Source organism: Blastococcus jejuensis (genome assembly GCF_039534705.1).
GTDB lineage: Bacteria > Actinomycetota > Actinomycetes > Mycobacteriales > Geodermatophilaceae > Blastococcus_B > Blastococcus_B jejuensis.
Genome location: NZ_BAAAVV010000009.1, coordinates 1 through 26,849, shown reverse-complemented (window position 1 = coordinate 26,849; position 26,849 = coordinate 1). Strand labels below are relative to the sequence as shown.

Genomic DNA, 26,849 nt, shown 5'->3' with positions numbered 1-26,849 from the left:
CGCGCCGGTGGACGGCGAGGCGTCAAGATCAGCGCCATGACCGACCCGCGCGCCGGACAGCCCGCCGCCTCCGAGGACCTCATCGACGTCGCGGCGCTGATCACCGCCTACTACACGGTGGACCCCGACCCGGCCGAGGTCGCGCAGCAGGTCTCCTTCGGCACCTCGGGGCACCGCGGCTCGGCGTTCGACGCGGCGTTCAACGAGGCGCACATACTCGCGACCACCCAGGCGATCTGCGAGTACCGCGCCGCGCAGGGCTTCGACGGCCCGCTGTTCATCGGCAAGGACACCCACGCGCTCTCCGCCCCGGCGTGGACCACCGCGCTCGAGGTGCTCGTGGCCAACGACGTCACCGTGCTCGTGGACGCCGCGGGGCGGTTCACGCCGACCCCGGCGGTCAGCCACGCGATCCTGCGGGCCAACCACGGCAAGGCGACGGGGCTCGCCGACGGGATCGTCGTCACCCCGTCGCACAACCCGCCGCGCGACGGCGGTTTCAAGTACAACCCGCCCACCGGCGGCCCGGCGGACACCGATGCCACGAAGGTGATCGCCGACCGCGCCAACCAGCTGCTGTTCGCCGGCCTCGACGGCGTCCGGCGGGTCCCGTTCGAGCGGGCCCAGGAGACCGTCGAGACCTACGACTTCCTCGGCGCCTACGTCGACGACCTCCCGAGCGTGCTCGACCTCGACGCGATCCGCGACGCCGGCGTGCGCATCGGCGCCGACCCGCTCGGTGGCGCCAGCGTCGACTACTGGGGGGCGATCGCCGAGCGGCACCGCCTCGACCTCACCGTGGTCAACCCGCTGGTCGACCCGACCTGGCGGTTCATGACCCTGGACTGGGACGGCAAGATCCGCATGGACTGCTCGTCCCCCTCGGCGATGGCCTCGCTGGTGCGGCGCAAGGACGAGTTCCGGATCGCCACGGGCAACGACGCCGACGCCGACCGGCACGGCATCGTCACCCCGGACGGCGGGCTGATGAACCCGAACCACTTCCTCGCCGTCGCCATCGCCTACCTGCTCAGCCACCGCCCGCAGTGGGGCAAGGACGTCGCCGTCGGCAAGACGCTGGTGTCGAGCTCGCTGATCGACCGCGTGGTCGCCGACCTCGGCCGCCGGCTGCTCGAGGTCCCGGTCGGGTTCAAGTGGTTCGTGCCCGGGCTGCTCGACGGGGCCGTCTGCTTCGGCGGGGAGGAGTCCGCCGGGGCCTCCTTCCTGCGGCACGACGGCAGCGTCTGGACGACGGACAAGGACGGCATGCTGCTCGCCCTGCTCGCCAGTGAGATCCAGGCCGTGACGGGACGGTCCCCCTCCAAGCTGCACCGGCAGCTCACCGACCACTTCGGCGAGTCCGCCTACGCCCGCATCGACGCCGCGGCCACCCGCGAGCAGAAGGCCGCGCTCGGCCGGCTCTCCCCCGAGGACGTCACCGCGACGGAGCTGGCCGGGGAGCCGATCGTCGCCAAGCTCACCCGGGCCCCCGGCAACGACGCCCCGATCGGCGGCCTGAAGGTGGTCACCGAGAACGCCTGGTTCGCCGCACGCCCCTCTGGTACCGAGGACGTCTACAAGGTCTACGCCGAGTCCTTCCGCGGCCCCGAGCACCTGACCCGGGTGCAGGAGGAGGCGCAGGCCGTGGTCTCCGCCGCCCTCGGCGGCTGATCCGAGCCTTCTGTACCGAAAGCTGCGCGGGCGACCCCAGCTTTCGGTACAGAAAGCGGAGTTCACCCCGGGCGCGCAGGATCGGGGTATGGCTGCCGTGGAACCCGCGCTCGACGCCGTGCCGCTGCTGCGCGAACTGGTGCGCCGGGTGACCGTGTCCGGGTACGCGGGCCCGCAGCGCGAGGTGATGGGCGTCGTCGTCGAGGCGCTCCGGGAGCGGGCGCCGCACCTGCTGGTCACCGAGGGGCCGGACCCCGACCACCCGTGGACGCTGCTGCGCACCCCCACCGACCCGGCCCGCAGGCAGTTGCTGCTGGCCTGCCACGTCGACACCGTCCCGGTGCCCGAGCCCGGGGACTGGGCGCGCGATCCCTTCGGCGCCGACGTCGACGGCGGGCGGGTGTGGGGCCGGGGCGGGAGCGACATGAAGGCCGGCCTGGTGGCCGCCGCGGCCGCCGTCGCCGCGGCCGACCCGGATACGCCGGTCGCGCTGCTGCTGACCAGCGACGAGGAGATCGGCTCGAAGGGGGCCGCAGCGGCCGCCGAGGCCGTCGCCGGGCAGCGCGTCGGGGCGGTGATCGTGCCCGAGGCGACCGGCAACCAGGTCGTCCTGGGTCACAAGGGAGCGCTCTGGCTGGCCGTGCGCACGGCGGGCCGGTCCGCGCATGGCAGCACCCCCGAGCGCGGCCACAACGCGATCCTCGACCTCGTCGCGCTGCTCGGGCGGGCGGGCGCCGCGCTCCCGCGCGCCACCGACCCGTTCCTCGGCACCGAGACCTGGAACGCCGGCGTAATCGCCGGCGGCTCCGTGCCGAACGTCGTCCCCGACCGCGCCGAGGTGCTGGTCGACATGCGCACCGTCGGCGACGGCCGCGCGCTGCTGCGCTGGTGGCAGGCGCAGCCGGAGGCCGACGACGTCGGGGTCCGGGTCGACCTGCCCCCGGTCCGCACGCCCGCCGACGACGACTGGGTGCTGGGCCTGCCCGCTCCGGTCCGGCCCGAGCCGGCCACCTACTTCACCGACGCCTCCGTGCTGGCCCCGGTCGTCGCCGGGGCACCCGTCGTCGTGTGGGGGCCGGGGACCCCGGCGGTGATGCACGCGGTGGACGAGTACGTCGAGGTGGCCGAGCTCGAGCAGGCCGTCGAGGCCTTCGGTGCTGTGCTGGCCCGCTGGAGCGGCTGAGAGCCCACTCACACTTCGGCTCGGCACGGTCCGATACACGGATGTATCCGATACGTTCGTGCATCGTGAGCGTGGACGAGGTGGAGGCGCGGCCCAGGCGTCGCCGTGCGGAGACGGTCGAGCGGCTGCTCGACGCCGCGCTCGAGACGTTCGCCGAGATCGGGTTCGCCGCGGCCACCGTCGAGGACATCTGCCGCCGTGGGGGCTTCACCCGGGGCGCCTTCTACTCCAGCTTCCACACCAAGGACGAACTGTTCGCGGCCCTGTTCACCCGCGAGACCGCCCGCAACCTCGCCCGCGCCGAAGAGCAGTTGGCCGGCCTCGAGGACGAGGACGACCCGGTCACCGTCGCCGTCGAGCGCTGCCTGTCGGCGTTCCGGGCTGACCGGACGTGGGTGCTGGTGCACACCGAGTACGCGCTGTACGCCACGCGGCACCCGGAGGCGGCGTCGGCTCTCCGACGGCATGCCGAGCAGCTGCACCGCCGGCTGACCCTGCTCATCGAGGCGGCGGCCACCCGCATCGGCATCCGGCTGACGCTCCCGGCCAACCGGCTGGCCCGCATCGTCCTGGCGCTGCACGACGGCGTGGTCATCCGGGAGGTCCTCGGCGGGAGTCCCGGCAGTGGCTCCGCCGGGGACCGCGCGGCTTCCGACCTGGAGCGCACCGCCCTGCTCCTCCTGCTGCGATCGGCGACGAGCGCCGACCCCAGCGCCACCCACTGATCCGGGAGAACCCCCATGAGCTCGTTCCTCGCCCGGCTCGGCCGCGCCTCCTACCGCCGCCGCGGTCTGGTGTCGGTCGCCTGGCTCGCCGTCCTCGGCGTCGTCGTCGCCCTCCTGGTCGTTCTCGGCGGGGCGTTCGACGACCGCTTCACCATCCCGGGCTCGGAGTCGCAGGACGCCCTCGACCAGCTCGCCGAGCTCTCCCCGGGCGCGGCGGGGGCGGGCGCGCAGATCGTGTTCGTCGCGCCCGACGGCGCCACCGTGACCGATCCCGCCGTCGCCGGCGTCATCGAGCAGGTCGTGGCCGAGGCGCAGCAGGCACCCCAGGTCGAGGCCGCGATCAGCCCGTTCGACAGCCAGGCGGTCACGCCGGACGGCCGGGCGGCCCTGGCCACCGTCCAGTACGGCGTGGACCGCGGGGAGCTCGAGGACGCCAGCCTGGTCGCGCTCGAGGAGACCACGGCGGCCGCGGAGGACGCCGGCCTCGAGGTCGCGGTCGGCGGCAACGCGTTCGCCTCGACCGGCCCGACCGTCGGACCGACGGAGTTCATCGGCGTCGGGGTGGCGGTCCTCGTCCTGGTGCTGACCTTCGGCTCGCTGCTGGCGGCCGGCATGAACCTGCTGACGGCGTTCATCGGCATCGGGGTGGGGATCGGCGGCCTGCTCCTGGCCTCCAACCTGTTCACCCTCTCGTCCAGCGCGCCCACGCTGGCGCTGATGATCGGGCTGGCGGTCGGCATCGACTACGCGCTGTTCATCCTGTCCCGTCACCGCACGCAGCTGGCGACCGGCATGGACCCCGAGGAGTCCGTCGCCCGTGCCACGGGCACCGCAGGTTCCGCCGTCGTCTTCGCCGGCCTGACCGTGATCATCGCGCTGTGCGGCTTGTCGATCGTCGGCATCCCGTTCCTCACCGTCATGGGCGTGGGCGCCGCCGGGACGGTCCTCGTCGCCGTCCTGGTCGCCCTCACGCTGCTGCCGGCGCTGCTCGGCTTCGCGGGCCGGCGGCTCGCGCCCACGCCCGGCTCCCGCGCCGCCCGCCGGGAGCTGGCCGACGCGGCGGCCGACGACGAGCCGTCCGGTGCCCGGGTGACGAGCGCCGGCGCGCGCTGGACGCGGCTGATCACCCGCCGTCCGCTGGTGACGGTGGTCCTCGTCCTCGCCGGGCTGCTCGCGCTGGCCATCCCGGCGCCGCAGCTGGAGCTGGCCCTGCCGGACAACTCGACGGCCGGTGAGGAGACGACGCAGCGCCAGGCCTACGACCTGATCGCCGAGAACTTCGGCCCGGGGCTCAACGGCCCGCTCGTGCTGCTGGTGCAGGGCCTCGACCCGGCGACCGCCCAGCAGGCGGCCCAGCAGGTCGCCGTCGCGATCGGTGGCGCGCCGACGCTGGCGCCCGGCCAGTTCGAGGGCGGGATCGATGGCGTCGCCTACGCCGCGCCGTCGCTCCTGCCGGACGGGACCACTGCGTTGGTGACGGTGATCCCCGAGAGCGGCCCCCAGGACGAGGCGACCGCCGCCCTCGTGGCCGAGCTCCGCGACCTGCGCCCCGACCTGGAGGCGCAGGCCGGGGCGGAGATCGCCGTCACCGGGCAGACGGCGGTGGCGATCGACGTCTCCGACCGCCTCTCCGACGCCCTGCTGCCCTTCGCCGTCGTCGTCGTCGGCCTGTCGCTCATCCTGCTGCTGCTCGTGTTCCGCTCGATCCTGGTGCCGATCAAGGCAGCGGTCGGCTTCCTGCTCTCCGTCGGCGCCTCGTTCGGCGCGGTCGTCGCCGTGTTCCAGTGGGGCTGGCTCGCCGACCTGCTCGGGGTGCCGACGACGGGCCCGGTCATCAGCTTCCTGCCGGTGATGCTCATGGCGGTGCTCTTCGGCCTGGCCATGGACTACGAGGTCTTCCTCGTCTCGCGCATGCGGGAGGAGTACGTCCACGGAGCCGCCCCGCGGGACGCGATCGTGACCGGCGCCCGGCACGCGAGCCGGGTCGTGGTGGCCGCCGCGCTGATCATGTTCTCGGTGTTCGCCAGCTTCGTGGCCATCGACGACGTGGTGGTCAAGGCGATCGCGCTCGGCCTGGCCGTCGGCATCCTGGTCGACGCGTTCGTCGTCCGGATGACGCTGGTGCCGGCCGTGCTGGCGCTGCTCGGCCGGTCCGCCTGGTGGCTGCCGCGCTGGCTGGACAAGGTCCTGCCGGATCTCGACGTCGAGGGCGCCCGGCTCTCCCCCGCTCTCACCCAGGGGGAGGACAGGCACGCCGCGCCTGTCGGTCGCTGAGCCCGGCGGGCGGCACACTGCCGCCATGAGCGGGGACGACCAGGAGCAGGAGTGGGACGCCTTTCCGCCGGGCGCGCTCCCGCAGCAGGTCGGGGCACCCGGGTACGGCCCGCCCGGGTACGGGGCACCCGGGTACGGGCCGCAGCCCGGGTACGGCCCGGTGCCCGGGTACGGCCCGCAGCCCGGGTACGGCCCGCCGTACGCGCAGGCCTACGGCTATCCGTACCCGCCGACGCCCTGGGCCCCCGAACCCCTCACCTGGCCGGACGGCCCGGCGCGCCCCGCGTCGGCGACCGCCGCCGCGGTCCTCGGGTTCGTGACCGGCGGCCTGACCATCCTGAACTGCCTGGGATTCCTGATCATGGTGCTGGTGGGTGAGGACGACGCCCCGACCCGCGTGCTGCTGCTCGGCCCGCTGTGCGCGGCCGGGTTGATCACCGGAGCTGTGCGGCTGCTCGGCCATCGGTCACCCGTCGTCCTGTTCGGCTCGGCGCTGGCCTCGGTGGCCGTGCTGGTGCTGGCGCTGGTCGTCGGCGCCGTCACGATCGACCGCACGGGGGGCACCGAGGATCTGGCGGTCTTCGTCCTGATGGCGTCCGTCCTGCCGGTGCTGACGGCGATCTTCGCGTGGCTGCCGACGGTCCGCGGCTGGGCGGCTGCGCGACCCTGACCGGTCACTGCCGGCGGCGGGAGGCCTTGTCGGCGTACATGGCGTCGTCGGCCATCCGGACGACGCGCTCGTAGAGCGCGCCCGGCTCCTCGCCCCCGGGGACGCAGCCGATCCCGATGCTGACGCCGAGCGGGACGGTCTGCTCGCCGATGACCAGCGGCGCGGTGACGGCGGAACCCAACCGCGCGGCGAGCACCTCGGCGTCGGCGGGCTCGGTGTTCTCGCAGACGATGGCGAATTCGTCACCGCCGAGCCGGGCGGCGGTGTCGCTGGCCCGCAGCACCGAGAGCAGCCGCTCGGCGAAGGACACCAGGACGAGGTCGCCCATCGGGTGCCCCATCTCGTCGTTGATCTTCTTGAACCCGTCGAGGTCGATGATCAGCACGCAGGTCGGTGTCCGCTCGCGGTGCCCGCGCTCGAGGGCGTGCCAGAGGCGGTCCTGGAACAGCAGCCGGTTCGGCAGGCCCGTGAGCGGGTCGTGCATCGACCGGTGGACCAGCTGCGCCTCGAGCGCCTTCCGCTCGGTGATGTCCTCCACGATGATCACCAGGTGGGCGGGGTGGCCGTCGGGCGAGCGGTCCACCCAGGACGCCGTCACCTGCACCGGGATCTCGCTGTCGTCGGGGCGGGTCACCCGCGTCTCGTGCCGCATCGGTCGGCCGGGGTCGGCGAGCAGGGCGGCGTGCGCCTCCCGCGCCGCCGTGACGAGGTCGGCCGGGATCTGGTCGAGCACGGAGCTCCCGCACAGCTCCGCCGCGGGGCGACCGAGCAGGGTCTCCAGGGCGGGGTTGACGTCGACGAGCACACCGTCGGGGGTCGTCAGTGCCACGCCCATCGGCGCGTTGGAGAAGGCGCTGCGCCGGTCGGCGGGCGGCGCGGCGTCCACCACCTCGATCACGTCCCACCGCCTTCCGGTGCTGGTCACTACCCAAAGGTCCCACCAAACAACGCAGCACGCGCTACGGAACCGTTCCGGGTCGCTTGTTCGGGGGAACGGGTCCACGGGGGAGGATGCAGGAGCCCACTGACACGCGCGCACCGCTGCCCGACCGAGGAGGACCCCGTGTCCGAGTTCGACCTGGTTCTGCCCACGGCGGTCGACGTCCGCGAGGTCGGCATGCGCGACGGCCTGCAGCTGGAGGCGCCCGTCCCGCTCGACGCGAAGCTGGAGATGCTGGAGGCGCTCGTCGCCACCGGCGTCCGCCGCATCGAGGCGACGTCCTTCGTCTCCCCCAAGGCCGTCCCCGCCCTCGCCGACGCCGACCAGGTCGCCGCCGAGCTCTCCCGCTGGGGCGACGTGCACTGGTCGGCGCTGGTCGCCAACGCCCGAGGGGCGACCCGCTCCGTCGACGCCGGCGTGCCCAACCTCGAGTACGTGGTCAGCTCCTCCGACGGGCACAGCCGGGCCAACGCGGGCCGGTCCACGGCCGAAGCCGTCGCCGCCGTCGGTGAGATCGCCGGCCTGGCCCACGGTGCCGGCGGGTCCCTCGAGGTCATCATCGCCACCGCCTGGGACTGCCCCTTCGACGGCCGCACGCCGATCGGCCGGACGGTCGACGTCGCCCGTGCCGCCGTCACCGCCGGGGCCGACCAGCTCTGCCTGGGCGACACGATCGGCACCACGACGCCGATGCGGGTCGTTCAGCTGCTCGACGCCGTCCGCCGCGCCTGCCCGGGCGTCCCCGTCGGCGTGCACTTCCACGACACGCGGGGCACAGGGCAGGCCAACGCCCTGGCCGCGATCCAGGCCGGCGTGACCCAGCTCGACTCATCCGTCGGCGGCCTCGGCGGCTGCCCGTTCGCCCCGGGCGCCAGCGGCAACATCGCAACGGAGGAGCTGGTCTACATGCTGGAGGAGTCCGGCGTGCGCACCGGGCTGGACCTCGACGCGGTGCTGGCGGCCGCCCGGGTCACCGAGCAGGCGGTCGGTCACGAGCTGCCGAGCTCGCTGTACCGGGCGGGTGGCCGGTCGGTCCCCCGCGGCACGGCCGGCGCATGACCCAGGGCGGCGCGCAGCGGATCGTCGACCCGCAGGTGATGCGCGAGGTCATGGGCCACTTCGCGTCCGGGGTCACGGTGGTGACGGCGGTGACCGACGACGGCCCGGTGGGCTTCACCTGCCAGTCGTTCAGCTCGCTGTCCCTCGATCCCCCGCTGGTCGTCTTCGCCCCGGGGCGGACCTCGCGCACCTGGCCCCTGCTGCGCGACATCGGCCGGTTCTGCATCAACGTGCTGGCCGAAGGTCAGGACGCCGTCTCGCAGGACTTCGCGCGGTCGGGCGCGGACAGGTTCGCCGGCGTCCGCTGGACCCCGAGCGCGCACGGCTCCCCCGTGCTGGACCACGTCGTCGCGTGGATCGACGCCGAGCTGTGGGCGGAATACGACGGCGGCGACCACACGCTGGCCGTGGCGCGCGTGCTCGACCTCGGCGCGGAGCCGGACCGCCGTCCGCTGCTCTACCACCGCGGGGCCTACGGCATGTTGCAGGAACCGGGCTGACGCCGGGGGGCGTTCAGCCGAACCGGACGGCGATGAGCGCGACGTCGTCGCGGTGGTCGAGCGCGCCGGCGACGGCGGCGTCGCACAGGTCGCGCGGCGGGGCGTCGACCGGCGCGGCCGCCAGCCGCTCGCACAGCTCGTGGATGCCCTGGTCCATGTCCTGACCGGACCGCTCGATCAGGCCGTCGGTGTAGGCGACCAGCGTCGACCCGACCGGGACGTCGAGGCTGATCGTCTCGCGGTGCGTCCCGGCGTCCACCCCGACGAGCAGGCCGGTCGCGCCGTCGACCAGCCGGACGCCGCCCGACGGCATGCGGAGCAGCATCGGCGGGTGCCCGGCGTTGGCGACGTGCAGCCGCCAGGGTGCCCCTGGCGTCTCCGGGGGGACCGCCCTGGCGTAGACGATCGTGGCGAGGGAGGCGACCTGCAGGCCCTGGACCAACCGATCCACCCGGGCCAGCGCCACCCCCGGATCCCGGTCCTCGGCCTCCCAGACGACCGCGCGGAGGACGCCCCGCAGGTGGCCCATCGCCGCCGCGGCGGCGACGTCGTGGCCGACGACGTCCCCGACGGCGATGCCCACCGAGCCGTCGGGGAGGGGCAGCAGGTCGTAGAAATCGCCGCCCACGTCGGCCGCGGTCGAGGCGCTGACGTAGTGGGCGGCGGTCTCCAGCCCGGGGATCTCCGGCAGCTCCGGGAGCAGCGAGCGCTGCAGGGTCTCGGCGACCGTGTGCTCCTGCTGGTACAGCCGCACGTTGTCCATCGCGAGCGCAGCCCGAGCGGCGAGGTCCTCGGCGAGCTCCACCTCGTCGCGACCGAACCGGCGCCCACCGGTGCCCATGACCAGCGCCATGGCACCCAGGGTGCGACGGCGGGCGACCATCGGGACGGTCAGCACCGAGGCGCCGCCCAGACGCAGGAACGCCGCCTCCACCTCGGGATCGTCGATGATCTCGTGCACCTGCTCGCGCGTGAGGTCGGCGAGCAGGACCGACCGGGAGCCGGCGATGCTGCGGCGGCTCGGCGACCGCGGGGGCAGGTGCCGGGCGTGCACCGCGATCCGGCCCAGGTCCTCCGGACGCCCGTCGCGGTGCCGGCCCGTCGTCCCGCGCACCTCGCCGTACTCGTCGACGAGGGTCAGGAACACCCAGTCGGCCAGGCGGGGCACGCACAGCGCGGCCAGCCGGTCCAGCAGCTCGTCCATGTCGAGGGTGGCGATGAGCGCGCTGGTCGCCTCCGCCATCAGCGCGAGGCGCCCCTGGGCCTGTTCGGCGTCGACCTGGGCCTGCTCGGCGTCGCTGCGTGCCTGCTCGGCGATGGAGCGGGCGAGCTCGGCCTCCTGGCGGGCCGACTGCTCGGCGGCGAAGGCCGCCTCGCGTTCCGCCTCGACCCGGACCCGCTCGGTGACGTCGGTCTGCACGCCCACGAAGCTGACGAGGGTGCCGGCGCCGTCGAAGACCGGGCTGATCGACAGCTGGTTCCAGAAGGCCGTGCCGTCCTTGCGGTAGTTGAGCAGCGTCGTCGTGTGCGTCCGACGGTCGGCGATGGCCGCCCGGATCCCGTCGACGGCGGCGGGGTCGGTCTTGGGCCCCTGCAGGAACCGGCAGTTGCGGCCCACGGCCTCGTCGTGCTCGTAGCCGGTGACCCGCGTGAACGATGGGTTCACCCACACCAGCGGGTTGCCGGGCTCGCGAGGGTCGGTGATCGTGAACGTGATGTCGGTGGCGAGCACCGCTCGCTCGCGCAGGGCCTGCAGGTACGCCTCGGGGTCGGCCGCCTGCTCCGCGGGCTCGAGCTGGAGGAACACCACCAGGGCGAGCTGCTGGTCGCTTCCGGCCTGCGACAGCGGGAAGCCGGTCACCCACAGCAGCTGGTCGTTGCGGCCGTCGTCGGCGTCGGCCCGCCGCTGCTCGGTGCTGCGCCCCGGCGCCAGCCGCACCGCCTCCCCGGCGACGGGCCGGCCCTGGGCCACCGTCGACAAGGGGCCGCTGCTGCTGGCCAGCGGCGCGCCGCCGAGATCGGTCAGGCCGGCGGCGGCGCCCCACGTGTCGACGTCGACCGGCAGGGCGACGTTGCCGGCGAGCTCCACCGCGGCCGTGTTGGCGTAGGTGACGGCGCTGTTCTTCTGGTCGATGACGAGCACCGCGACGGGCACGTCGGACAGCACACCGGGCAGGGTCGCGTGCGCTCCCACCGCGCCGGTAGCGGCGTCGATCGTCGCGGCGGCACTGGCCGCGGTGAGCGCGGCTCCGGCCTGGTGGTCGAGGTCGGGTGCGGCCGGGATCTCCCGACGGTCGCGCTCGGACGGCACGGAGTCAATCTAACCGTGCCCCACCGATGTCTTCCACGTGAGCGCGGAGCCCTGACCTGCTCGCCAGGACGGCGTGGCCACCGGTCCGCCCGGGTAGGGCCCCGAACGGGAACGCCGCAGGAGCACCGTTCGTCACCGAGTCAGGACGGCTCGTCCGTGCACCGCGAGGGGGTACCACCATGGGTCTGCTCGACCGACTGTTCGGCCGGCGAGGTCCGGCGCACGAGCAGGCCCCACCGCCCCGCTGGAGCGGGCCAGCGCCGACGACGCACGACGGCCGGCTGACCGACGAGCAGGCGCTGGAGCGCTATCGCTACCTGCTCCGGACGGCGCCGCCCGAGCAGATCGAGCAGGCACACGCCGAGGCCTTCGCGCAGCTCACCCCCGACCAGCGCCAGCAGGTGCTCACCCAGCTGGCCGCGGCGGTCCCGGCGAACGAGCGTCCGCGGACCGACGACCCGCAGACCCTCGCCCGCGTCGCCACCCGTGCCGAGATGCGGCAGCCGGGCACCCTCGAGCGCGCGCTCGGCGCGCGCCAGTTCGGTCCCGGTCAGGGGCACGGCCCGGGGCAGGGGTATGGCCCGGGCCAGGGATACGGCCGGGGTGGGTACGGCGGCGGCTACGGCGGTGGACCGGGCTTCGGCAGCATGGTCGGCGGCAGCCTGCTCGGCACCATCGGTGGCCTGGTGATCGGCACGGCCGTGGCCGACGCGCTCTTCGACACCGGCCTCGGCGACGGCGGGCTGTTCGGCGGCGGTGACGAGGAGGCCTACGCGCAGGGGTACGAGGACGGCGCGGGCGGCGACTCCTCGGACGGTGGTGACTACTCCGGCGGCGGCGACTTCGGCGGGGACTTCGGGGGCGGCGACTTCGGCGGGGACTTCTGACCCGGCCGCAGCAGCAGCGCCAGCCCGAGCACCGGCAGCACGAGCGGGACGAACACGTAGCCCTGGCCGTACACCGACCAGACCGTCTCGTCGGGGAACGCGGCACGGTCGGTCAGCGACAGCGTGCCCACGGCCAGCACGCCGATCAGCTCGACCGTGATCGCCGCCAGCGCGATCCGCCGTCCACCGGTCCCACCGCGCGCCAGCCCGACGGCCGCGACGACGTAGACGGCGGCAGCGAACGCCGAGAGCAGGTACGCGACCGGAGCCTCGTCGAACCGGGTGCTCAGCTGCACCGCCGCGCGGGCACCGGCGGCCAGCGCGAACACGCCGTAGAGGGCGACCAGTGCCCGGGCGGGGCCGGTGCCGGCCCGGTCATGGGCGAGGGAGGCGCTCGGCGCGCGCTCGTCAGCCACCGGTGGCCTCCCACAGCTTCAGCAGGCGCCAGACCATGACGGCGACGGCGCCGCCGGCCACGGCGATCACCGTCCCCGCCCACCGGGTCGGTTCGGTGCGGGCCCAGAGCAGCCCGGCGACCGGCACGAGCAGGATCGCGACGAGGTAGCTGACGAACGTGGCGACCTCGTCGGGCCGCTCGCCGCCGAGCAGGGCGACCATGACGATCACCGCCTGGACGACGAGCAGCGCCTCGAGCACCAGCGCGCCGACCACGTGCACCAGGCCGATCCTCCGCCGGGCCAGGGTCGCGGCGATCCCCAGCAGAGCCAGCCCGAGGGCCACGACCGTGATGACGACGACGAGGACGGTGCTCACCGGCGCGGACCCGGGCGGACGTCGACCTGCACGCGGCCATTCTCCCCGGCAGCGTGGCCGGCGCCGGGGAGGGGTGACCCCGCCACCCGAACTCGAAGGCAACCCGCCGGTAACCACCTCCAGGCTCGCTCGTTGAGACAGCGCACACAGCCTCATGGCTTGCCGCCGTGACACCGCGAGGAGCGCAATGAACCGGTCGATCCGCCGAGTCCTGGGGGTGGGAAGCCTGTCCGTCGTCGCGGCGGCCGTTCTCGCCGCCCCGGCCCAGGCCGCCCCGTCCCCCGCCCCCGTCCAGGACTACCTGGCCCAGCAGTTGACCACCCTGGCCGCTGCGACCCCGACCACGCTGATGGTGCACGGGACGGATATCGCGGCGGCGCGCGCCGCAGTGGACGCCACCGGGATGCGCACCGTCACCGAGTTCGAGCGGATCGGCGTCGTCGTGGCGTCGGGGACCGCCGACCAGATCGAAGCCGCCCGCACCCAGCCGGGCGTGACCTACCTCGAGGGCAACACCCCCGTCGAGTACTACGACCAGACGTCGAACGAGGCGACCCGTGGCGCCGAGGCGGCGGCCACCTTCACCGGCGCGAACGGTGCGCCCCTCGACGGCACCGGCGTCACGGTGGCCGTCATCGACTCCGGCATCGACCCGACGCACCCCGCCTTCCAGAACGAGGACGGCAGCAGCGCCGTCGTCGCCAGCCTGAAGAGCGTCTGCCTCGACGAGTCCAACGACAGCACGGACTGCGTCGTGCCGATGCCGGGCTTCCTCGACACCGACACGATCTCCGGCGGTGGTCACGGCACGCACGTGAACGGGATCGTCGCCGGCCGCCCGGTCACGCTGTCCGACGGCACCGAGCTCCAGGGTGCGGCGCCCGGCGCCAGCCTGGTCTCGATCTCGACCGGTGCGGTGCTGCTGATCATCGGCGCCGACTCGGCCCTGAACTGGGTGCTGGAGAACCACGAGGCCCCCTGCGGCGCCGGTGTCTCCGCAGCGGAGTGCCCGCCGATCAAGGTCACGAACAACTCCTACGGCCCGATCGGCGGCGGGGAGTTCGACCCGAACTCCGCGACCGTGAAGCTGCAGCGCGCGCTGGCCGCCGACGGCGTGGTCACGGTGTGGGCCGCCGGCAACGACGGCGGCGACGGCTCCGAGTCGCTCACCAACCCGCCCGGCCAGGACCCGACCGGCGGCATCCTCTCGGTGGCGTCCTACTACGACCAGGACACCGGCACCCGCGACGGCGTGGTCAGCGAGTACTCCTCGCGCGGCGACTCGTCCGACCCCTCCACCTGGCCCGACCTGTCGGCCCCTGGCGAGAACATCACCAGCGCCTGCCGGCCGTACCTGCCGATCTGCTCCACCGGCTTCGACCCGCACGACGGTCCGGGCCTGCTGGACGTCGGCGCCTGGAACACGATCAGCGGGACGTCGATGGCCGCGCCGCACATCGCCGGCATCGTCGCCCAGCTGTTCCAGGCCGACCCGACGGCGACGCCGGCCGAGATCGAGGCCGCGCTGAAGGGCACCACCTACCGCTACACCGACGGCGCGGGCTACACGACCGTCGGCGGCTACTCGACGTCGTACGACAAGGGCACCGGCCTGGTCGACGTCGTCGCGGCGGTGAGCCGGCTCACCGGCGCGTGACCTGCACCTGACGCACGCGGACGGCGGGGCGCCCCACGGGGTCGCCCCGCCGTTCGCGTCCCGCCGGTTCCACGTGGAACGTCGCACCGACCGTGCGGACCGGCCTTCGGGGCGGAGGTTGCGGCCGTGTGACATTCCTCCGCCCGCGTCGCGGGCCCCCCGGTCGGCGGGTTAGATCAATACGCATGTGCGGGCTGTGCGGCGAGATCACGTTCGACGGCAGCATGGCCGATACGACGGCCGTGGCGCGGATGGTGGAGTGCCTGGTCCCCCGCGGCCCGGACGGTCAGGGGTCGTGGAGCGCCGGCCGGGTGGCCTTCGGGCACCGCCGGCTCTCGGTCATCGACCTCACCCCGCACGGCGCCCAGCCGATGGTCGACAACGAGCTGGGGCTCACGGCGGCCTTCAACGGCTGCATCTACGACTACCAGGAACTGCGGGCCGAGCTCGAGGGCCACGGCTACCGCTTCTTCTCCACCAGCGACACCGAGGTGATCCTCAAGGGCTACCACCACTGGGGCACCGACGTCGTCTCCCACCTGCACGGCATGTTCGCCTTCGTGATCCACGAGCGCGACACCGGCCGGGTGGTGATGGCCCGCGACCGGCTCGGCATCAAGCCGCTCTACCTGGCCGAGACGCCCGACCGGCTGCGGTTCGCCTCGACCCTGCCGGCGCTGCTGCGCGCGGGGGACGTCGACACCTCCATCGACCCGGTCGCGCTGCACCACTACCTGACCTGGCACGCCGTCGTGCCGGCGCCCCGCACGGTGCTCAACGGCGTCCGCAAGCTGCCCCCGGCGACCGTCCGCGTGATCGAGGCCGACGGCACCAGCACCGAGGAGCGCTACTGGGCGCCGCGCTACGAGCGCCGTCCCGAGCACTCGGGCTGGTCGGCCCGCGACTGGGAGGACGCGATCGAGGAGGCGCTGCGGGTCGCCGTCCGGCGGCGCCTGGTCGCCGACATCCCGGTCGGCGTGCTGCTCTCCGGTGGACTCGACTCGTCGCTGATCGTCGGTCTGCTGTCGCAGGAGGGGCAGACCGGGCTGGCCACGTACTCGATCGGCTTCGAGGCGGCCGGCGGCCGGTCGGGCGACGAGTTCGCCTACTCCGACGTCATCGCCGAGCGCTTCGCCACGGACCACCACCGGATCCGGGTCGGCTCCGACGAGCTCGCCGGAGCGCTGGGGCACGCCATCGGCGCCATGGCCGAGCCCATGGTCAGCCACGACGTGGTGGCCTTCGACCTGCTCAGCGAGCGCGTGTCGCAGACCATCCGCGTCGTGCAGTCGGGGCAGGGCGCTGACGAGGTCTTCGCCGGCTACCACTGGTACCCGCCGCTGGCCGGGGTCGGGCGCGACGCCGCCGTCGACACCTATGCGAAGGCCTTCTTCGACCGGGACGCAGCCGACATGGCCCGGGTCGTCTCCGACCGGTACGCCCTCGACGAGGACCCGAGCCTGGCGTTCGTGCGGGCGCACATGTCCGCGCCCGGCGCGGAGACGGCCGTCGACGCCGCGCTGCGCCTCGACAGCGAGATCATGCTGGTCGACGACCCGGTGAAGCGCGTGGACAACATGTCGATGGCATGGGGCCTGGAGGCCCGGGTCCCCTTCCTCGACCACGACCTGGTGGAGCTGGCCGCGGCGTGCCCGCCCGAGCTCAAGCTGGCCCAGGGCGGCAAGGGCGTGCTCAAGGAGATCGGCCGGCGGATCATCCCGCCCGAGGTCATCGACCGGCCCAAGGGCTACTTCCCGGTGCCGGCGATCACCCACCTCGAGGGCAAGGTGCTCGACCTGGTGCGCGACGCGCTCACCGGCGACGCCGCCCGCGAGCGCGGGCTGTTCCGGCCCGAGTACGTGGGTGCGCTGCTCGACGACCCGAACGGCGGGCTCACCCCGCTGCAGGGCAACAAGCTGTGGCAACTCGGCCTGCTCGAGCTCTGGCTGCAGACCCACGGGATCTGATCGGATGGCTGCGCACGTCGCCGGTCACCGCCGCCGGACGGCGGTCCCCACCACCCCGGCCATCACCAGCCGGTCGTGGAAGCGGCCGTCGCAGCACCAGCTGCAGGGGATGCGCTCCGACGTCGTCCTCGACCTCGGCTGGGGGCGGCTGGTGTTCGGGCAGACCTTCGCCGACCTGCGCGGGGTGGTCGACGCGCTGCGCGCGGAGGAGTCCGGCCGGCGGGACATCTGCATCTACCCCCGCGACCCGCACGTGCTGGTGGGCCTGGCCCCCGACGAGCTGTTCATCGACCCGAGCTACACCTACCGGCTCGACCTGCACCGGTACCGGCCGCGGCACGAGCTGATTCGCGGCGTCTTCGTCCGCACGGTGACCTCCCAGGCGGAGATGGAGGCGATCAAGCACATCTACGCGCTCAACGGCATGGTCGTCGGCGACCCCGGGACGATGTGGGCCAACCACCGCACCCGGGCGTTCACCTACCTCGTGGCCGAGGACCGCCGGACCGGCCAGATCATCGGCACCGTCACCGGCGTCGACCACAAGCTCGCCTTCGGCGACCCGGAGGCGGGGACGAGCCTGTGGTGCCTGGCCGTGCACGCGCAGGACGCCCCGCCGGGCACGGGGGAGGCGCTGGTGCGGGTCCTCGCCGAGCGGTACGTCGGCCGGGGGCGTGCCTACCTCGACCTCTCGGTCATGCACGACAACGAGGCCGCGATCACGCTCTACCGCAAGCTGGGCTTCGCGCGGGTCGGCGCGGTCTGCGTCAAGCGGAAGAACCCGATCAACACCCCGCTGTTCGCGGCGCGCCCGCCGGGTGTCGAGGACCTCAACCCCTACGCGCTGATCATCGCGGAGGAGGCGCTCCGCCGCGGGATCCGCGTCGAGGTCACCGACGCCGAGTTCGGCGAGATGCGGCTGTCGGTCGGGGGCCGGACGGTGCTGACCCGGGAGTCGCTGTCGGAGTTCACCACGGCGGTCGCGCTCAGCCGCTGCGACGACAAGCGGGTCACCCGCCGGATCATGGAGCGGGCCGGGGTGCGCGTGGCCCGGGGTGCCCTGGCCTGCGAGGGAGAGCTCGGCGAGGCGACGGCGCTGCTGCGCGAGGTGGGCGAGGTCGTGGTCAAGCCGGCCCGCGGGGAGCAGGGCCGGGGGATCACGGTCGGGGTGACCGACGACGACGGACTCGCGCGGGCGGTGGCGCTCGCGCTGCAGTTCTGCCCCGACGTGCTGGTCGAGGAGCTGGTGGAGGGCGAGGACCTGCGTGTCGTCGTCATCGACCGGCAGGTGGTGGCCGCGGCGGTCCGCCGTCCGGCCGAGATCGTGGGCGACGGCCGCCACCCGGTCAGCGACCTGGTGCGGGCCACGAGCCGCCGTCGCGAGCGGGCGACCGGCGGGGAGTCGCGCATCCCGGTCGACGAGGTGACCGCGGAGGTCGTGGCCGAGTCGGGCTACGCCATGGACGACGTCCCGCCGACCGGCGAGCGCATCCGTGTCCGGCGGACGGCGAACCTGCACACCGGCGGCACGATCGAGGACGTCACCGACCGCCTGCACCCGGAGATCGCGCAGGCCGCCGTCCGTGCCGCCTCGGCCCTCGGCATCCCGGTGACCGGGATCGACTTCCTGGTCCCCGACGTCTCCGGGCCCGACTACGTGTTCATCGAGGCCAACGAGCGGCCGGGGCTGGCCAACCACGAGCCGCAGCCGGTGGTCGAGCGCTTCGTCGACCTGTTGTTCCCCGAGACCCGCCGCCGCTCCTGAACCAGCTTTCTGTACCGAAAGCTGCGCCGCACGGGCCAGCTTTCTGTACCGAAAGCTCAGAGGCCGAGCTCGGCGCGGATCTCGTCCCCGTGCTCGCCGGGGGTCGGCACCCGGCCGACCGCGCCGGGGGTGACCGAGAACCGCGGGGCGACGGCGGGCTGCACCCGGCCGTCGACCTCCACGAAGACCTCGCGTTCGGTGTTGTGGCGGTCGCGGGTGGCCTCGAGCAGCGACCAGACCGGCGCCACGCACGCGTCGGTGCCCTCGAAGACCGCCCACCACTCGTCGCGGGTGCGGCCGGCGAACACGTCGGTGAGCCGGTCGCGGAGCGCGGGCCACTGGGTCGGGTCGGTCCGGTCGGGCAGCGTCGGGTCACCGGCCAGGCCGAGGCCGTCGAGCAGGGCCGCGTAGAACTGCTCCTCCAGGGCGCCGACGGCCAGGTACTGCCCGTCCGCGCAGCGGTAGACGTCGTAGAACGGCGCGCCGGTGTCGAGCAGGTTCACCCCGCGCCGGTCGGTCCACGCCCCGACGTCGAGCATCCCGTGGATCATCGTGGTCAGGACGGCGGTGCCGTCGACGATGGCGGCGTCGACGACCTGCCCCTGTCCGGTCGCGCGCGCGTGCACCAGGGCGGACACGGCGCCGAGGGCGAGGAAGACCCCTCCGCCGCCGAAGTCCCCGAGCAGGTTCATCGGCGGTGCCGGTCGCTCGTCGGGGCGGCCGGTGGCCCCCAGGGCGCCGGTCAGGGCGATGTAGCCGATGTCGTGCCCGGCGCTGTGCGCGAGGGGCCCGGTCTGGCCCCACCCGGTCATCCGGCCGTAGACCAGCGCCGGGTTCTCCTGCAGCAGTGCGTCCGGGCCCAGCCCCAGCCGCTCCATGACCCCGGGCCGGAAGCCCTCCAGCAGCACGTCGGCCCGCCGCACGAGGGCGCGCACGACGAGGACGTCGTCGGGGTCCTTGAGGTCCAGCGCGATCGAGCGCTTGCCGCGGTCGAGCAGCGACGTCGCCCCCAGCGCGCCGATCAGCCCACCCCGCGCGCCCTTCCGGTCGATGCGGACCACGTCGGCCCCGAGGTCGGCCAGCAGCATCCCGCAGAACGGCCCCGGGCCCAGCCCGGCGAACTCGACGACCCGTACACCCTCGAGCGGCCCCACTGCGGGCTCCTCCCCTGCTGCGGGCCGCGGACGTGCGACCCTGTCCCCCGGCATGCTGCCGGATGCCCACGCGGCCTGGTCAGGAGAGGGCAGGACATGGCCTACCTGCTGGCGGCGCTGGGCGGTGCCCTCGGTGCCCTGGCCCGCTGGGGCGTGGCCACCGCGCTGCCCACCGCCCCCGGCTCCTGGCCCTGGGCGACGCTGCTGGTCAACCTCAGCGGCTGCCTGCTCATCGGCGTCCTGTTCGCCGTTCTGGCCGCGCGCTTCCACGACTCCCCCTGGCCGCGGCCGTTCCTGGCGGTGGGCGTGCTCGGCGGCTACACCACCTATTCGGCGTTCGCCGCCGAGGCCGTCCTGCTGACGGAGTCCGGCGCGGTCGTGGCGGCCGCGGGGTACGTCGTCGCGTCCGTCGTGGGCGGGGTGCTCGCCGTGGCCGCCGGCGCCCTGCTGGGACGCGCGCTGGGACGACCGATGCCCTCGTGACGCCGCTGCTCGTGGTGGCCGGCGCGATGGTCGGCGCCCCGCTGCGCCTGCTCGTCGGACGGCTGACCGCGCGGTCCGGCCGGGATCCGGCGCTGGGCACCCTGGTGGTCAACGTGGTGGGGAGCGCGCTGCTGGGAGTCGTCCTCGGGCTCTCCGACGTCCCGGCGTGGGTGGTCACCCTGGTCGGCACCGGCTTCTGCGGCACGCTGACCACCTTCTCCGCGTTCGGCGCCGACGTCGTCCGGCTGGTCGAGGACCGTCGTCTCGCCCGGACCGTCGCCTATCTCGCGGCCACGCTCGTGCTGGGAATAGGTGCGGCGGCCGCCGGCTACCTGCTGGCCGGCGGCGGCTGAGCACGGGCGCCGTGACCCGGACGGCGGGGCGGCACGACCCTCAGTAGGGTCGGGGGCGGTATGGCGGACAGGAAGCGGGACACCATCGGGGCGGACAGCCCCGTCGTCGTGGTGGCGAACCGGCTGCCCGTCGACCAGGTCACCGACCCCGACGGCGGCACCCGCTGGCAGCGCAGCCCCGGCGGCCTCGTCACCGCGCTGGAGCCGTTCGTGGCCGGTCGCGGGGGCGCCTGGGTGGGCTGGTCGGGGTCGGCCGGCGAGGCGCCGGAGCCCTTCGAGTCCGGCGGGATGTCACTGATCCCGGTGGCCCTCACCGACGAGGAGGTGGACCGCTACTACGAGGGCATGTCCAACGCCTCGCTGTGGCCGCTCTACCACGACGTCGTCGAGAAGCCGGAGTACCACCGCGCCTGGTGGGACACCTACGTCCAGGTCAACAAGCGCTTCGCCGAGCGGGCCGCCGCGGTGGCCGCCGAGGGCGCGATCGTCTGGGTGCACGACTACCAGCTGCAGCTCGTGCCGGCCCTGCTGCGCCAGAGCCGGCCGGACCTCACCATCGGCTTCTTCCTGCACATCCCCTTCCCGCCCTACGAGCTGTTCACCCAGCTCCCCTGGCGTTCCGCCATCGTCGAGGGGCTGCTGGGCGCCGACCTCGTCGGCTTCCAGCGCCCCAACGCGGCGTCCAACTTCGTCCAGCTCGCCCGGCGGTTGCACGACCTGCCCGCCCGCGGGCAGACCATCGAGTACGACGGCCGCACGGTGTCCGTGCGGGCCTTCCCGATCTCCATCGACGTCGCGGCCTTCGACCAGCTCGCGGGCTCCCCCGAGGTGCTGACGAGGGCCGAGGAGATCCGCAAGGAGCTCGGCAACCCCGACAAGATCATCCTGGGCGTCGACCGGCTCGACTACACCAAGGGCATCGGCGTGCGGCTGGCTGCCTTCGAGGAACTGCTCGAGGACGGGCTGCTCGAGGTTCCGGACACCGTGCTGGTGCAAGTGGCCACACCCAGCCGCGAGCGCGTCGAGCACTACGTGCACATGCGCGAGACCATCGAGCAGCAGGTCGGCCACATCAACGGCATCTTCGGTTCGCTGGCCGGCTCCGCGGTGCGCTACTTCAACCAGTCGATGCCCCGCGAGGAGCTCGCCGCCCTCTACCGCGCCGCCGACGTCATGCTCGTGACGCCGTACCGGGACGGCATGAACCTGGTCGCCAAGGAGTACGTCGCCGCGCGCGGCGACCTGGGTGGCGCCCTGGTCCTGTCGGAGTTCGCCGGGGCCGCCGCGGAGCTCAAGCAGGCCTTCCTGGTGAACCCGCACGACATCGCCGGGGTCAAGAACCAGCTGCTCCGGGCGCTGCGCGTGGAGCCCGAGGAGGGCGCCAAGCGCATGCGCGCGATGCGCCGGCACCTGTTCAAGAACGACCTCGACCACTGGGCCTCCTCCTTCTTCGAGGCCCTGCGCGGGTCGGGCAGCCGCCCCCAGCGCCCCGAGGAGCGGCAGGCATGACCGGCGTGCCCGCGGACCTCGACGCCGCCCTGGCCGAGCTCGCCGGCCGGCGTCCGCTCCTGGTCGCCAGCGACTACGACGGCGTCCTCTCGCGGCTGGTCGGGGATCCCTCGGCCGCCACCCCCGAACCCGGTGCCGAGGCCGCCCTCGAGCGGCTCGCGGCTGCCACCGGCGTCACCGTCGCGCTGGTGAGCGGCCGCGGGGTTCGCGACCTGCAGGAGACCAGCGGGTTCCGCGGCACCTACCGCTGGGTCGGCAGCCACGGCGCCGAACTCGACGGGCCGCTCACCGGAGAGCTCGCCGACCGGCGGGACGCCCTGGTCCGGCTCCTGCAGCCCGTCGTCGCGCAGGTCCCGGGTGCGCGGCTGGAGATCAAGCCGGCGAGCGTCGCCGTCCACGTCCGCGAGGTCGCCGACCGCCCCGCCGCGGCGGCGCTGCTCGCGCAGGCCGACGCGCTGGCAGATCCGTCACTGACGAAGAAGCCCGGCAAGGAGGTGCTCGAGCTCGCCGTCACCGCCGCCGACAAGGGGGCCGCCCTGCAGCGGCTGCGCGCCGAGGTCGGTGCCGCCGCGGCGATCTACCTCGGCGACGACGTCACCGACGAGGACGCCTTCCGCGCCCTGCCCCCCGGCGACGTCGCGGTGAAGGTCGGCGAGGGCGAGACCGTGGCCCCGTACCGCGTGGCCGACGTCCCCGGCGCCGTCGCTCTGCTCGACCGGCTGGCGGACCTGCTCGCCTGAGCCCGCTCGTGTCGCGGGATGACCGTCGACGTCGCGCGAGGTCACCGCACTCCCGCAGTCGACATCCGCGGCCGGCGCCCAGGGGCGTCGCCCCGCCGATCGGCGTCCGACCTGCACGTTCCCGACAGCCTCTCCTCCCACGCAGCGGCCGGGAAGCTGTGCTCACGGGATTGGTCAGCAGCTTCCATTGTCGACACGTGGACAATGGCGATCCGGCGACCATTCGACCGCGCAACGATTCGGGAAACTGAACACAATCAAACGTTTATCGGTCAGTGGAGTCACCACACTTCACCCGTCCAGCACTGTGCGTCACATTCCTCTCAGGACGGTTTCCCGTGAGCTCCTCACTCCCCCCTCCCCCGGCCGGGCCACGCTCGTCGTGGTTCGCCGACCGGCCCCTGGCCGTGAAGTTCGGCATCCTCCTCGCGGTCATCGCCCTGGCGTGCGGTGGCATGCTCGGTTCGATGCTCGTCGGCAACGCCGGCGTCCGCGCGGCCAGTGACCATCTCGCCGCCCTCAACCAGGCCCAGGCCCTGGTCCTCCAGCTCGACACCCGCGCCAGCGAGCTGAAGGTCGACGGCTTCAAGGCCCTGGTCCGCGAGATCCCGTCGGAGCAGCTCGCGGAGCTGGCCGACGACATCGCCACCCCCGAGGCCCTGCTCGCGGAGCTCTCGACGATCGAGCTCACCGGTGAGAGCGCGACCACGGTCGCGGGGCTCGAGGAGAGCTACGGCGCCTACACCACCGCGATCTCGGCGTTCGTCAACGACGCCGTGGCAGACCAGGTGACCACGCGCTTCCGCTGGGAGGACATCCAGGCGGCCAACGACCTCACCGACGGCGCCGTGGGCGCCGCCAAGGACGCGCTCGCCGCCGAGAGCGCCCTGGCGCAGGTCGCGCTCACCGACGCGATCAGCCGGAGCCAGACGATCAGCCTCGCGGTCGCCGGCGTCGCGCTGGTTCTCATCGCCGGCATCGCCTTCCTCACGATGCGCTCGATCACGCGTCCCGTCAGCCGGGTGAAGGCCTCGCTCGAGGCCCTGGCCGTCGGCAACCTGACTCAGGACACCGGGGTCCGCGCCAAGGACGAGATCGGCCAGATGGCCGCGTCGCTCGACGCCGCCCAGGCCAGCCTGCGCTCGGTGCTGGCCGAGGTCGCCGGCTCGGCGGACGCGGTGGCGGCCTCCTCGGAGGAGCTGTCGGCGTCGTCGGCACAGATCTCGGCGTCGGCCGAGGAGACGAGTGCCCAGTCGGGTGTCGTGGCCGGTGCCGCGGATGAGGTCTCCCGCAGCGTCGCGACGGTGGCCGCGGGGGCCGAGCAGATGGGCGCCTCGATCCGGGAGATCGCCAGCAACGCCGCGGAGGCCAGCGAGGTCGCCGCCCGCGCCGTGGACGCGGCCGCCACCACGACGGCGACCGTCGCCAAGCTGGGCGAGTCCTCGGCGGAGATCGGCAACGTCGTCAAGGTCATCACCAGCATCGCGGAGCAGACGAACCTGCTGGCGCTCAACGCGACCATCGAGGCCGCCCGCGCCGGTGAGGCGGGCAAGGGCTTCGCCGTCGTCGCCAACGAGGTGAAGGAGCTAGCGCAGGAGACTGCGAAGGCGACCGAGGACATCGCCCGCCGGGTGCTGGCCATCCAGGGCGACACGACCGCCGCGGTGGCCGCGATCGAGGAGATCTCGACGATCGTCGCCCAGATCTCCGACCGGCAGACCACCATCGCCTCCGCGGTGGAGGAGCAGACCGCCACCACCAACGAGATGGCCCGCTCGGTCCAGGAGGCCGCTGGCGGCTCGACCCAGATCGCCGAGAACATCACCGGCGTCTCGGCCGCCGCCGACTCCACCACCCAGGCGCTCACCCAGACCCGTACCGCGGTCGACGAACTGTCGCGGATGGCCGCCGACCTGCGCACCAACGTCGGGAGGTTCACCTACTGATCTCCCCCACCGTCTCCTGAGACGCACGATGAACGCACGGCCCGCTCCCGGGCCGTGCGTTCGTCTTTTCCGGTCGGCAGTTCCGGGTCGAACAGGTCGACTTGTAGCCATTCAGGAAACGGTGATCGGGCAATCTTCACCGAGTTCGCGACACGAATAGTTCAGCGCTGAGAAACATCGTTCGAATGGCTCAGGATCCTCGTACGCCCCACGCGTCGAGCCCGGCGCACGAGGGTCGTCCCCCACGAGGAAAGAGACCATGAACAGAGCACCTCAGCCGTCGTCCATGGCGGCCGGCCCAGGCGTGGGCCGGCACTGGTTCCGGGACCTCAGCGTCCGGGCGCGGGTCTTCGGCCTGACCGCCGCCCTGCTGCTGGGCCTGATCGCGTCGGCGACGACCGGCATGGTCAACGGGAACCGCGCCAGCGCCCTCCACGACGAGGCGCGGGCAGCGATGACCGTGCAGCAGCAGGTCGAGGCCGCTCGCTACGACCTGCTGTGGGCCGCCAACTGGCAGAACATCACCGCCTGGCGCGCGCGGGTCGACGGTGGCGCCGTCGCCGCCGCCCCGGACGGCGACAACGTCGCGGCCTACCGCGACGGCGCCGCGGGCTTCGAGGAGCTCTTCGCCATCGACCGCACGCTGCTCGACGAGACCGCCCGCACCAGCCTCGACACGATCGAGCAGAACTGGGCGGTCATGAGCGACTACAACGACCAGATCTTCGAACTCTGGGCCCAGGGCCGCCTCGACGAGGGCGACGCGGTCTCGACCGGGGAGAAGTGGGACGTGTTCTACGTCCTCGACCAGGCGATGACCGAGCTGGTGACGTCGGTCGACGCCCGCGCCGTGGAGGCGCGCACGGCTGCGGAGGACGCCGAGTCCTTCACCGACCTGATCGCCGGCCTGGTCACCGCGATCGGTCTGGTGCTCGGCCTGCTCGTCGCCTTCCTGGTCTCCCGCGGGATCGTGCGGGGCGTGCGCGACGTGCAGGGCGGCCTCGAGCGGCTGGCCCGCGGGGACCTGTCGGTCCGGCTGCCCGTGCGCGGGAACGACGAGCTGGGCCGCATGGCGCAGTCGCTGAACAGCGCCGCAGCGGACATGGCCACCACGGTCGAGGAGATCGCGGCGTCGGCCGAAGCGGTGGCTGCCTCCTCCGAGGAGCTGTCGGCCTCGTCGGCGCAGATCGCGGCCTCGGCCGGCGAGACCAGCGCCCAGTCCGGTGTGGTCGCCTCGGCGGCCGAGGAGGTGTCGCGCAACGTGCAGACGGTGGCCGCGGGCGCCGAGCAGATGGGCGCCTCGATCCGCGAGATCGCGAGCAACGCGGCGGAGGCCAGCGCGGTGGCGGCCAAGGCCGTCGACGCGGCCGCCACCACGACGGCGACGGTCGCGAAGCTGGGCGAGTCCTCGGCCGAGATCGGCAACGTCGTCAAGGTGATCACGTCGATCGCCGAGCAGACGAATCTGCTGGCGCTCAACGCCACGATCGAGGCCGCCCGTGCCGGGGAGGCCGGCAAGGGCTTCGCCGTGGTCGCGAACGAGGTGAAGGAGCTCGCGCAGGAGACGGCGAAGGCCACCGAGGACATCGCCCGCCGGGTGCAGGCCATCCAGGGCGACACGACGGCGGCGGTGGCCGCGATCGAGGAGATCTCGACGATCGTCGCGCAGATCTCCGACCGGCAGACCACGATCGCCAGCGCGGTCGAGGAGCAGACCGCGACGACGAACGAGATGTCGCGCTCGGTGCAGGAAGCGGCCGGCGGTTCCACCGACATCGCCGCCAACATCACCGGCGTCTCCGCGGCCGCCGATGCGACCAACCAGGCCCTCGGCCAGACCCGCACCGCGGTCGACGAACTGTCGCGGATGGCGGCCGGCCTGCGTTCCAGCGTGGGGAGGTTCACCTACTGATCTCGCAGCGGCGTCCGTCGTGACGTCGACCAGGAGCGCATGGCCGTCCGGCCGTGCGCTCCTGTGCGTTGTGCGGCAATCCCTCCCGAGATTCCGGAAAGGCCATCGAACTGCCGGTGTCGATTCGCCGACTTCGTTGCGGGTCGCTGTGAGGCGAAATATGGGTAATTGACTGTTCCGATCCCTACGACGGATCAGTCGCAGTCGACCCACAGGGACAGCATGTGCCTCCTGGTGCGAGGTGGGCTTGCCCGGGTTCGGCGGACGGCTAGGCGGCGAGCTTGGCATAGCTGATGGGGCTGCGATAGCCGAGGGCCGAGTGGAGCCGATGGTTGTTGTAGTCCCAGATGTAGTCGAACAGTCGGGAGC

At 73.5% G+C, this 26,849-nt stretch carries 23 protein-coding genes; 17 read left to right on the top strand and 6 right to left on the bottom strand.

Features of this window, described 5'->3' with window-relative positions; translation table 11 throughout:
- Positions 1–36: 36 nt before the first annotated feature.
- The 5 genes from pgm to ABD644_RS17015 all read left to right on the top strand — a co-directional run bounded on the left by pgm (position 37) and on the right by ABD644_RS17015 (position 6,523).
- On the top strand, positions 37–1,671 hold the full coding sequence (pgm, locus tag ABD644_RS17035; RefSeq protein ID WP_344690186.1) for a phosphoglucomutase (alpha-D-glucose-1,6-bisphosphate-dependent): 1,635 nt from the start codon (positions 37–39) through the stop codon (positions 1,669–1,671).
- 88 nt (positions 1,672–1,759) lie between these two features.
- Positions 1,760–2,854 carry a M20 family metallopeptidase gene (locus tag ABD644_RS17030; RefSeq protein ID WP_344690185.1) on the top strand — a complete coding sequence of 365 codons (1,095 nt, stop codon included), beginning with the start codon at positions 1,760–1,762 and terminating at the stop codon, positions 2,852–2,854.
- A gap of 65 nt (positions 2,855–2,919) precedes the next feature.
- Positions 2,920–3,579 carry a TetR/AcrR family transcriptional regulator gene (locus ABD644_RS17025; RefSeq protein ID WP_344690184.1) on the top strand — a complete coding sequence of 220 codons (660 nt, stop codon included), beginning with the start codon at positions 2,920–2,922 and terminating at the stop codon, positions 3,577–3,579.
- Between the two features lie 15 nt (positions 3,580–3,594).
- Positions 3,595–5,853, top strand: coding sequence for an MMPL family transporter (locus ABD644_RS17020; protein ID WP_344690183.1), 2,259 nt, complete (start codon positions 3,595–3,597; stop codon positions 5,851–5,853).
- A gap of 25 nt (positions 5,854–5,878) precedes the next feature.
- The gene (locus ABD644_RS17015; RefSeq protein WP_344690182.1) at positions 5,879–6,523 is read left to right on the top strand and encodes a hypothetical protein; all 645 of its coding nucleotides are present in this window, start codon (positions 5,879–5,881) and stop codon (positions 6,521–6,523) included.
- Between the two features lie 4 nt (positions 6,524–6,527).
- On the opposite strand, the gene ABD644_RS17010 is transcribed toward ABD644_RS17015, so the two are convergent.
- Positions 6,528–7,448, bottom strand: coding sequence for a diguanylate cyclase domain-containing protein (locus ABD644_RS17010; RefSeq protein ID WP_344690181.1), 921 nt, complete (start codon positions 7,446–7,448; stop codon positions 6,528–6,530).
- Positions 7,449–7,586: 138 nt separating this feature from the next.
- On the opposite strand from ABD644_RS17010, the gene ABD644_RS17005 reads away from it, so the two are divergent.
- A complete protein-coding gene (locus ABD644_RS17005; protein WP_344690180.1) occupies positions 7,587–8,522 on the top strand; it encodes a hydroxymethylglutaryl-CoA lyase in 936 nt (311 codons plus the stop codon).
- Complete coding sequence (locus ABD644_RS17000; protein WP_344690179.1) at positions 8,519–9,022, top strand: flavin reductase family protein; 504 nt, start codon at positions 8,519–8,521, stop codon at positions 9,020–9,022. Before ABD644_RS17005 ends, ABD644_RS17000 begins: the two co-directional genes overlap by 4 nt.
- Positions 9,023–9,035: 13 nt before the next feature.
- Here the strand turns inward: ABD644_RS17000 and ABD644_RS16995 are convergent, their stop codons facing one another.
- Complete coding sequence (locus tag ABD644_RS16995; protein ID WP_344690178.1) at positions 9,036–11,333, bottom strand: SpoIIE family protein phosphatase; 2,298 nt, start codon at positions 11,331–11,333, stop codon at positions 9,036–9,038.
- 179 nt (positions 11,334–11,512) lie between these two features.
- Between ABD644_RS16995 and ABD644_RS16990 the strand changes: the two genes are divergently transcribed.
- Positions 11,513–12,220, top strand: a complete 708-nt coding sequence (locus ABD644_RS16990) for a hypothetical protein (RefSeq protein WP_344690177.1) — start codon at positions 11,513–11,515, stop codon at positions 12,218–12,220.
- On the opposite strand, the gene ABD644_RS16985 is transcribed toward ABD644_RS16990, so the two are convergent.
- Together ABD644_RS16985 and ABD644_RS16980 are read right to left on the bottom strand one after the other, a co-directional pair.
- The gene (locus ABD644_RS16985; RefSeq protein ID WP_344690176.1) at positions 12,157–12,636 is read right to left on the bottom strand and encodes a hypothetical protein; all 480 of its coding nucleotides are present in this window, start codon (positions 12,634–12,636) and stop codon (positions 12,157–12,159) included. The two genes, ABD644_RS16990 and ABD644_RS16985, sit on opposite strands and share 64 nt — an antisense overlap.
- Positions 12,629–12,994, bottom strand: a complete 366-nt coding sequence (locus tag ABD644_RS16980; protein WP_344690175.1) for a hypothetical protein — start codon at positions 12,992–12,994, stop codon at positions 12,629–12,631. Before ABD644_RS16980 ends, ABD644_RS16985 begins: the two co-directional genes overlap by 8 nt.
- Positions 12,995–13,211: 217 nt before the next feature.
- Between ABD644_RS16980 and ABD644_RS16975 the strand changes: the two genes are divergently transcribed.
- The 3 genes from ABD644_RS16975 to ngg all read left to right on the top strand — a co-directional run bounded on the left by ABD644_RS16975 (position 13,212) and on the right by ngg (position 18,383).
- Entirely contained in the window at positions 13,212–14,651 is a 1,440-nt protein-coding gene (locus tag ABD644_RS16975) for a S8 family serine peptidase (RefSeq protein WP_344690174.1), read from the top strand.
- Positions 14,652–14,836: 185 nt separating this feature from the next.
- Positions 14,837–16,618 (top strand): N-acetylglutaminylglutamine amidotransferase, encoded by a 1,782-nt coding sequence (locus ABD644_RS16970; protein WP_344690173.1) that lies wholly within the window; start codon positions 14,837–14,839, stop codon positions 16,616–16,618.
- A 4-nt stretch (positions 16,619–16,622) separates the two neighbouring features.
- Positions 16,623–18,383 carry an N-acetylglutaminylglutamine synthetase gene (gene ngg / locus ABD644_RS16965; protein ID WP_344690172.1) on the top strand — a complete coding sequence of 587 codons (1,761 nt, stop codon included), beginning with the start codon at positions 16,623–16,625 and terminating at the stop codon, positions 18,381–18,383.
- Between the two features lie 56 nt (positions 18,384–18,439).
- Here the strand turns inward: ngg and ABD644_RS16960 are convergent, their stop codons facing one another.
- Positions 18,440–19,537, bottom strand: coding sequence for a CaiB/BaiF CoA transferase family protein (locus ABD644_RS16960; protein ID WP_344690171.1), 1,098 nt, complete (start codon positions 19,535–19,537; stop codon positions 18,440–18,442).
- A 96-nt stretch (positions 19,538–19,633) separates the two neighbouring features.
- Between ABD644_RS16960 and crcB the strand changes: the two genes are divergently transcribed.
- The 6 genes from crcB to ABD644_RS16930 all read left to right on the top strand — a co-directional run bounded on the left by crcB (position 19,634) and on the right by ABD644_RS16930 (position 26,480).
- Positions 19,634–20,020, top strand: coding sequence for a fluoride efflux transporter CrcB (gene crcB / locus ABD644_RS16955; RefSeq protein WP_344690170.1), 387 nt, complete (start codon positions 19,634–19,636; stop codon positions 20,018–20,020).
- Positions 20,017–20,373, top strand: a complete 357-nt coding sequence (locus ABD644_RS16950; protein ID WP_344690169.1) for a fluoride efflux transporter FluC — start codon at positions 20,017–20,019, stop codon at positions 20,371–20,373. The genes crcB and ABD644_RS16950 overlap by 4 nt, the downstream gene beginning before the upstream one ends.
- Before the next feature lie 60 nt (positions 20,374–20,433).
- Positions 20,434–21,882 carry an alpha,alpha-trehalose-phosphate synthase (UDP-forming) gene (locus tag ABD644_RS16945; protein ID WP_344690168.1) on the top strand — a complete coding sequence of 483 codons (1,449 nt, stop codon included), beginning with the start codon at positions 20,434–20,436 and terminating at the stop codon, positions 21,880–21,882.
- The gene (gene otsB / locus ABD644_RS16940) at positions 21,879–22,622 is read left to right on the top strand and encodes a trehalose-phosphatase (protein ID WP_344690167.1); all 744 of its coding nucleotides are present in this window, start codon (positions 21,879–21,881) and stop codon (positions 22,620–22,622) included. Before ABD644_RS16945 ends, otsB begins: the two co-directional genes overlap by 4 nt.
- A gap of 338 nt (positions 22,623–22,960) precedes the next feature.
- Entirely contained in the window at positions 22,961–24,568 is a 1,608-nt protein-coding gene (locus ABD644_RS16935) for a methyl-accepting chemotaxis protein (protein ID WP_344690166.1), read from the top strand.
- Between the two features lie 259 nt (positions 24,569–24,827).
- Entirely contained in the window at positions 24,828–26,480 is a 1,653-nt protein-coding gene (locus ABD644_RS16930; protein ID WP_344690165.1) for a methyl-accepting chemotaxis protein, read from the top strand.
- 268 nt (positions 26,481–26,748) lie between these two features.
- Here the strand turns inward: ABD644_RS16930 and ABD644_RS22720 are convergent, their stop codons facing one another.
- Positions 26,749–26,841, bottom strand: a complete 93-nt coding sequence (locus tag ABD644_RS22720; protein ID WP_425547417.1) for an IS3 family transposase — start codon at positions 26,839–26,841, stop codon at positions 26,749–26,751.
- Between the last annotated feature and the right edge of the window lie 8 nt (positions 26,842–26,849).

What these genes read in the sequence shown, in the direction of transcription:
- ABD644_RS17020 (WP_344690183.1), top strand. Translation starts at nt 3,595, where the DNA reads ATGAGCTCGTTCCTCGCCCGGCTCGGCCGCGCCTCCTACCGCCGCCGC.
- crcB (WP_344690170.1), top strand. Translation starts at nt 19,634, where the DNA reads ATGGCCTACCTGCTGGCGGCGCTGGGCGGTGCCCTCGGTGCCCTGGCC.
- ABD644_RS16945 (WP_344690168.1), top strand. Translation starts at nt 20,434, where the DNA reads ATGGCGGACAGGAAGCGGGACACCATCGGGGCGGACAGCCCCGTCGTC.
- ABD644_RS16990 (WP_344690177.1), top strand. Translation starts at nt 11,513, where the DNA reads ATGGGTCTGCTCGACCGACTGTTCGGCCGGCGAGGTCCGGCGCACGAG.
- ABD644_RS17030 (WP_344690185.1), top strand. Translation starts at nt 1,760, where the DNA reads ATGGCTGCCGTGGAACCCGCGCTCGACGCCGTGCCGCTGCTGCGCGAA.
- pgm (WP_344690186.1), top strand. Translation starts at nt 37, where the DNA reads ATGACCGACCCGCGCGCCGGACAGCCCGCCGCCTCCGAGGACCTCATC.
- ABD644_RS17000 (WP_344690179.1), top strand. Translation starts at nt 8,519, where the DNA reads ATGACCCAGGGCGGCGCGCAGCGGATCGTCGACCCGCAGGTGATGCGC.
- otsB (WP_344690167.1), top strand. Translation starts at nt 21,879, where the DNA reads ATGACCGGCGTGCCCGCGGACCTCGACGCCGCCCTGGCCGAGCTCGCC.
- ABD644_RS16930 (WP_344690165.1), top strand. Translation starts at nt 24,828, where the DNA reads ATGAACAGAGCACCTCAGCCGTCGTCCATGGCGGCCGGCCCAGGCGTG.
- ABD644_RS16970 (WP_344690173.1), top strand. Translation starts at nt 14,837, where the DNA reads ATGTGCGGGCTGTGCGGCGAGATCACGTTCGACGGCAGCATGGCCGAT.
- ngg (WP_344690172.1), top strand. Translation starts at nt 16,623, where the DNA reads ATGGCTGCGCACGTCGCCGGTCACCGCCGCCGGACGGCGGTCCCCACC.
- ABD644_RS17015 (WP_344690182.1), top strand. Translation starts at nt 5,879, where the DNA reads ATGAGCGGGGACGACCAGGAGCAGGAGTGGGACGCCTTTCCGCCGGGC.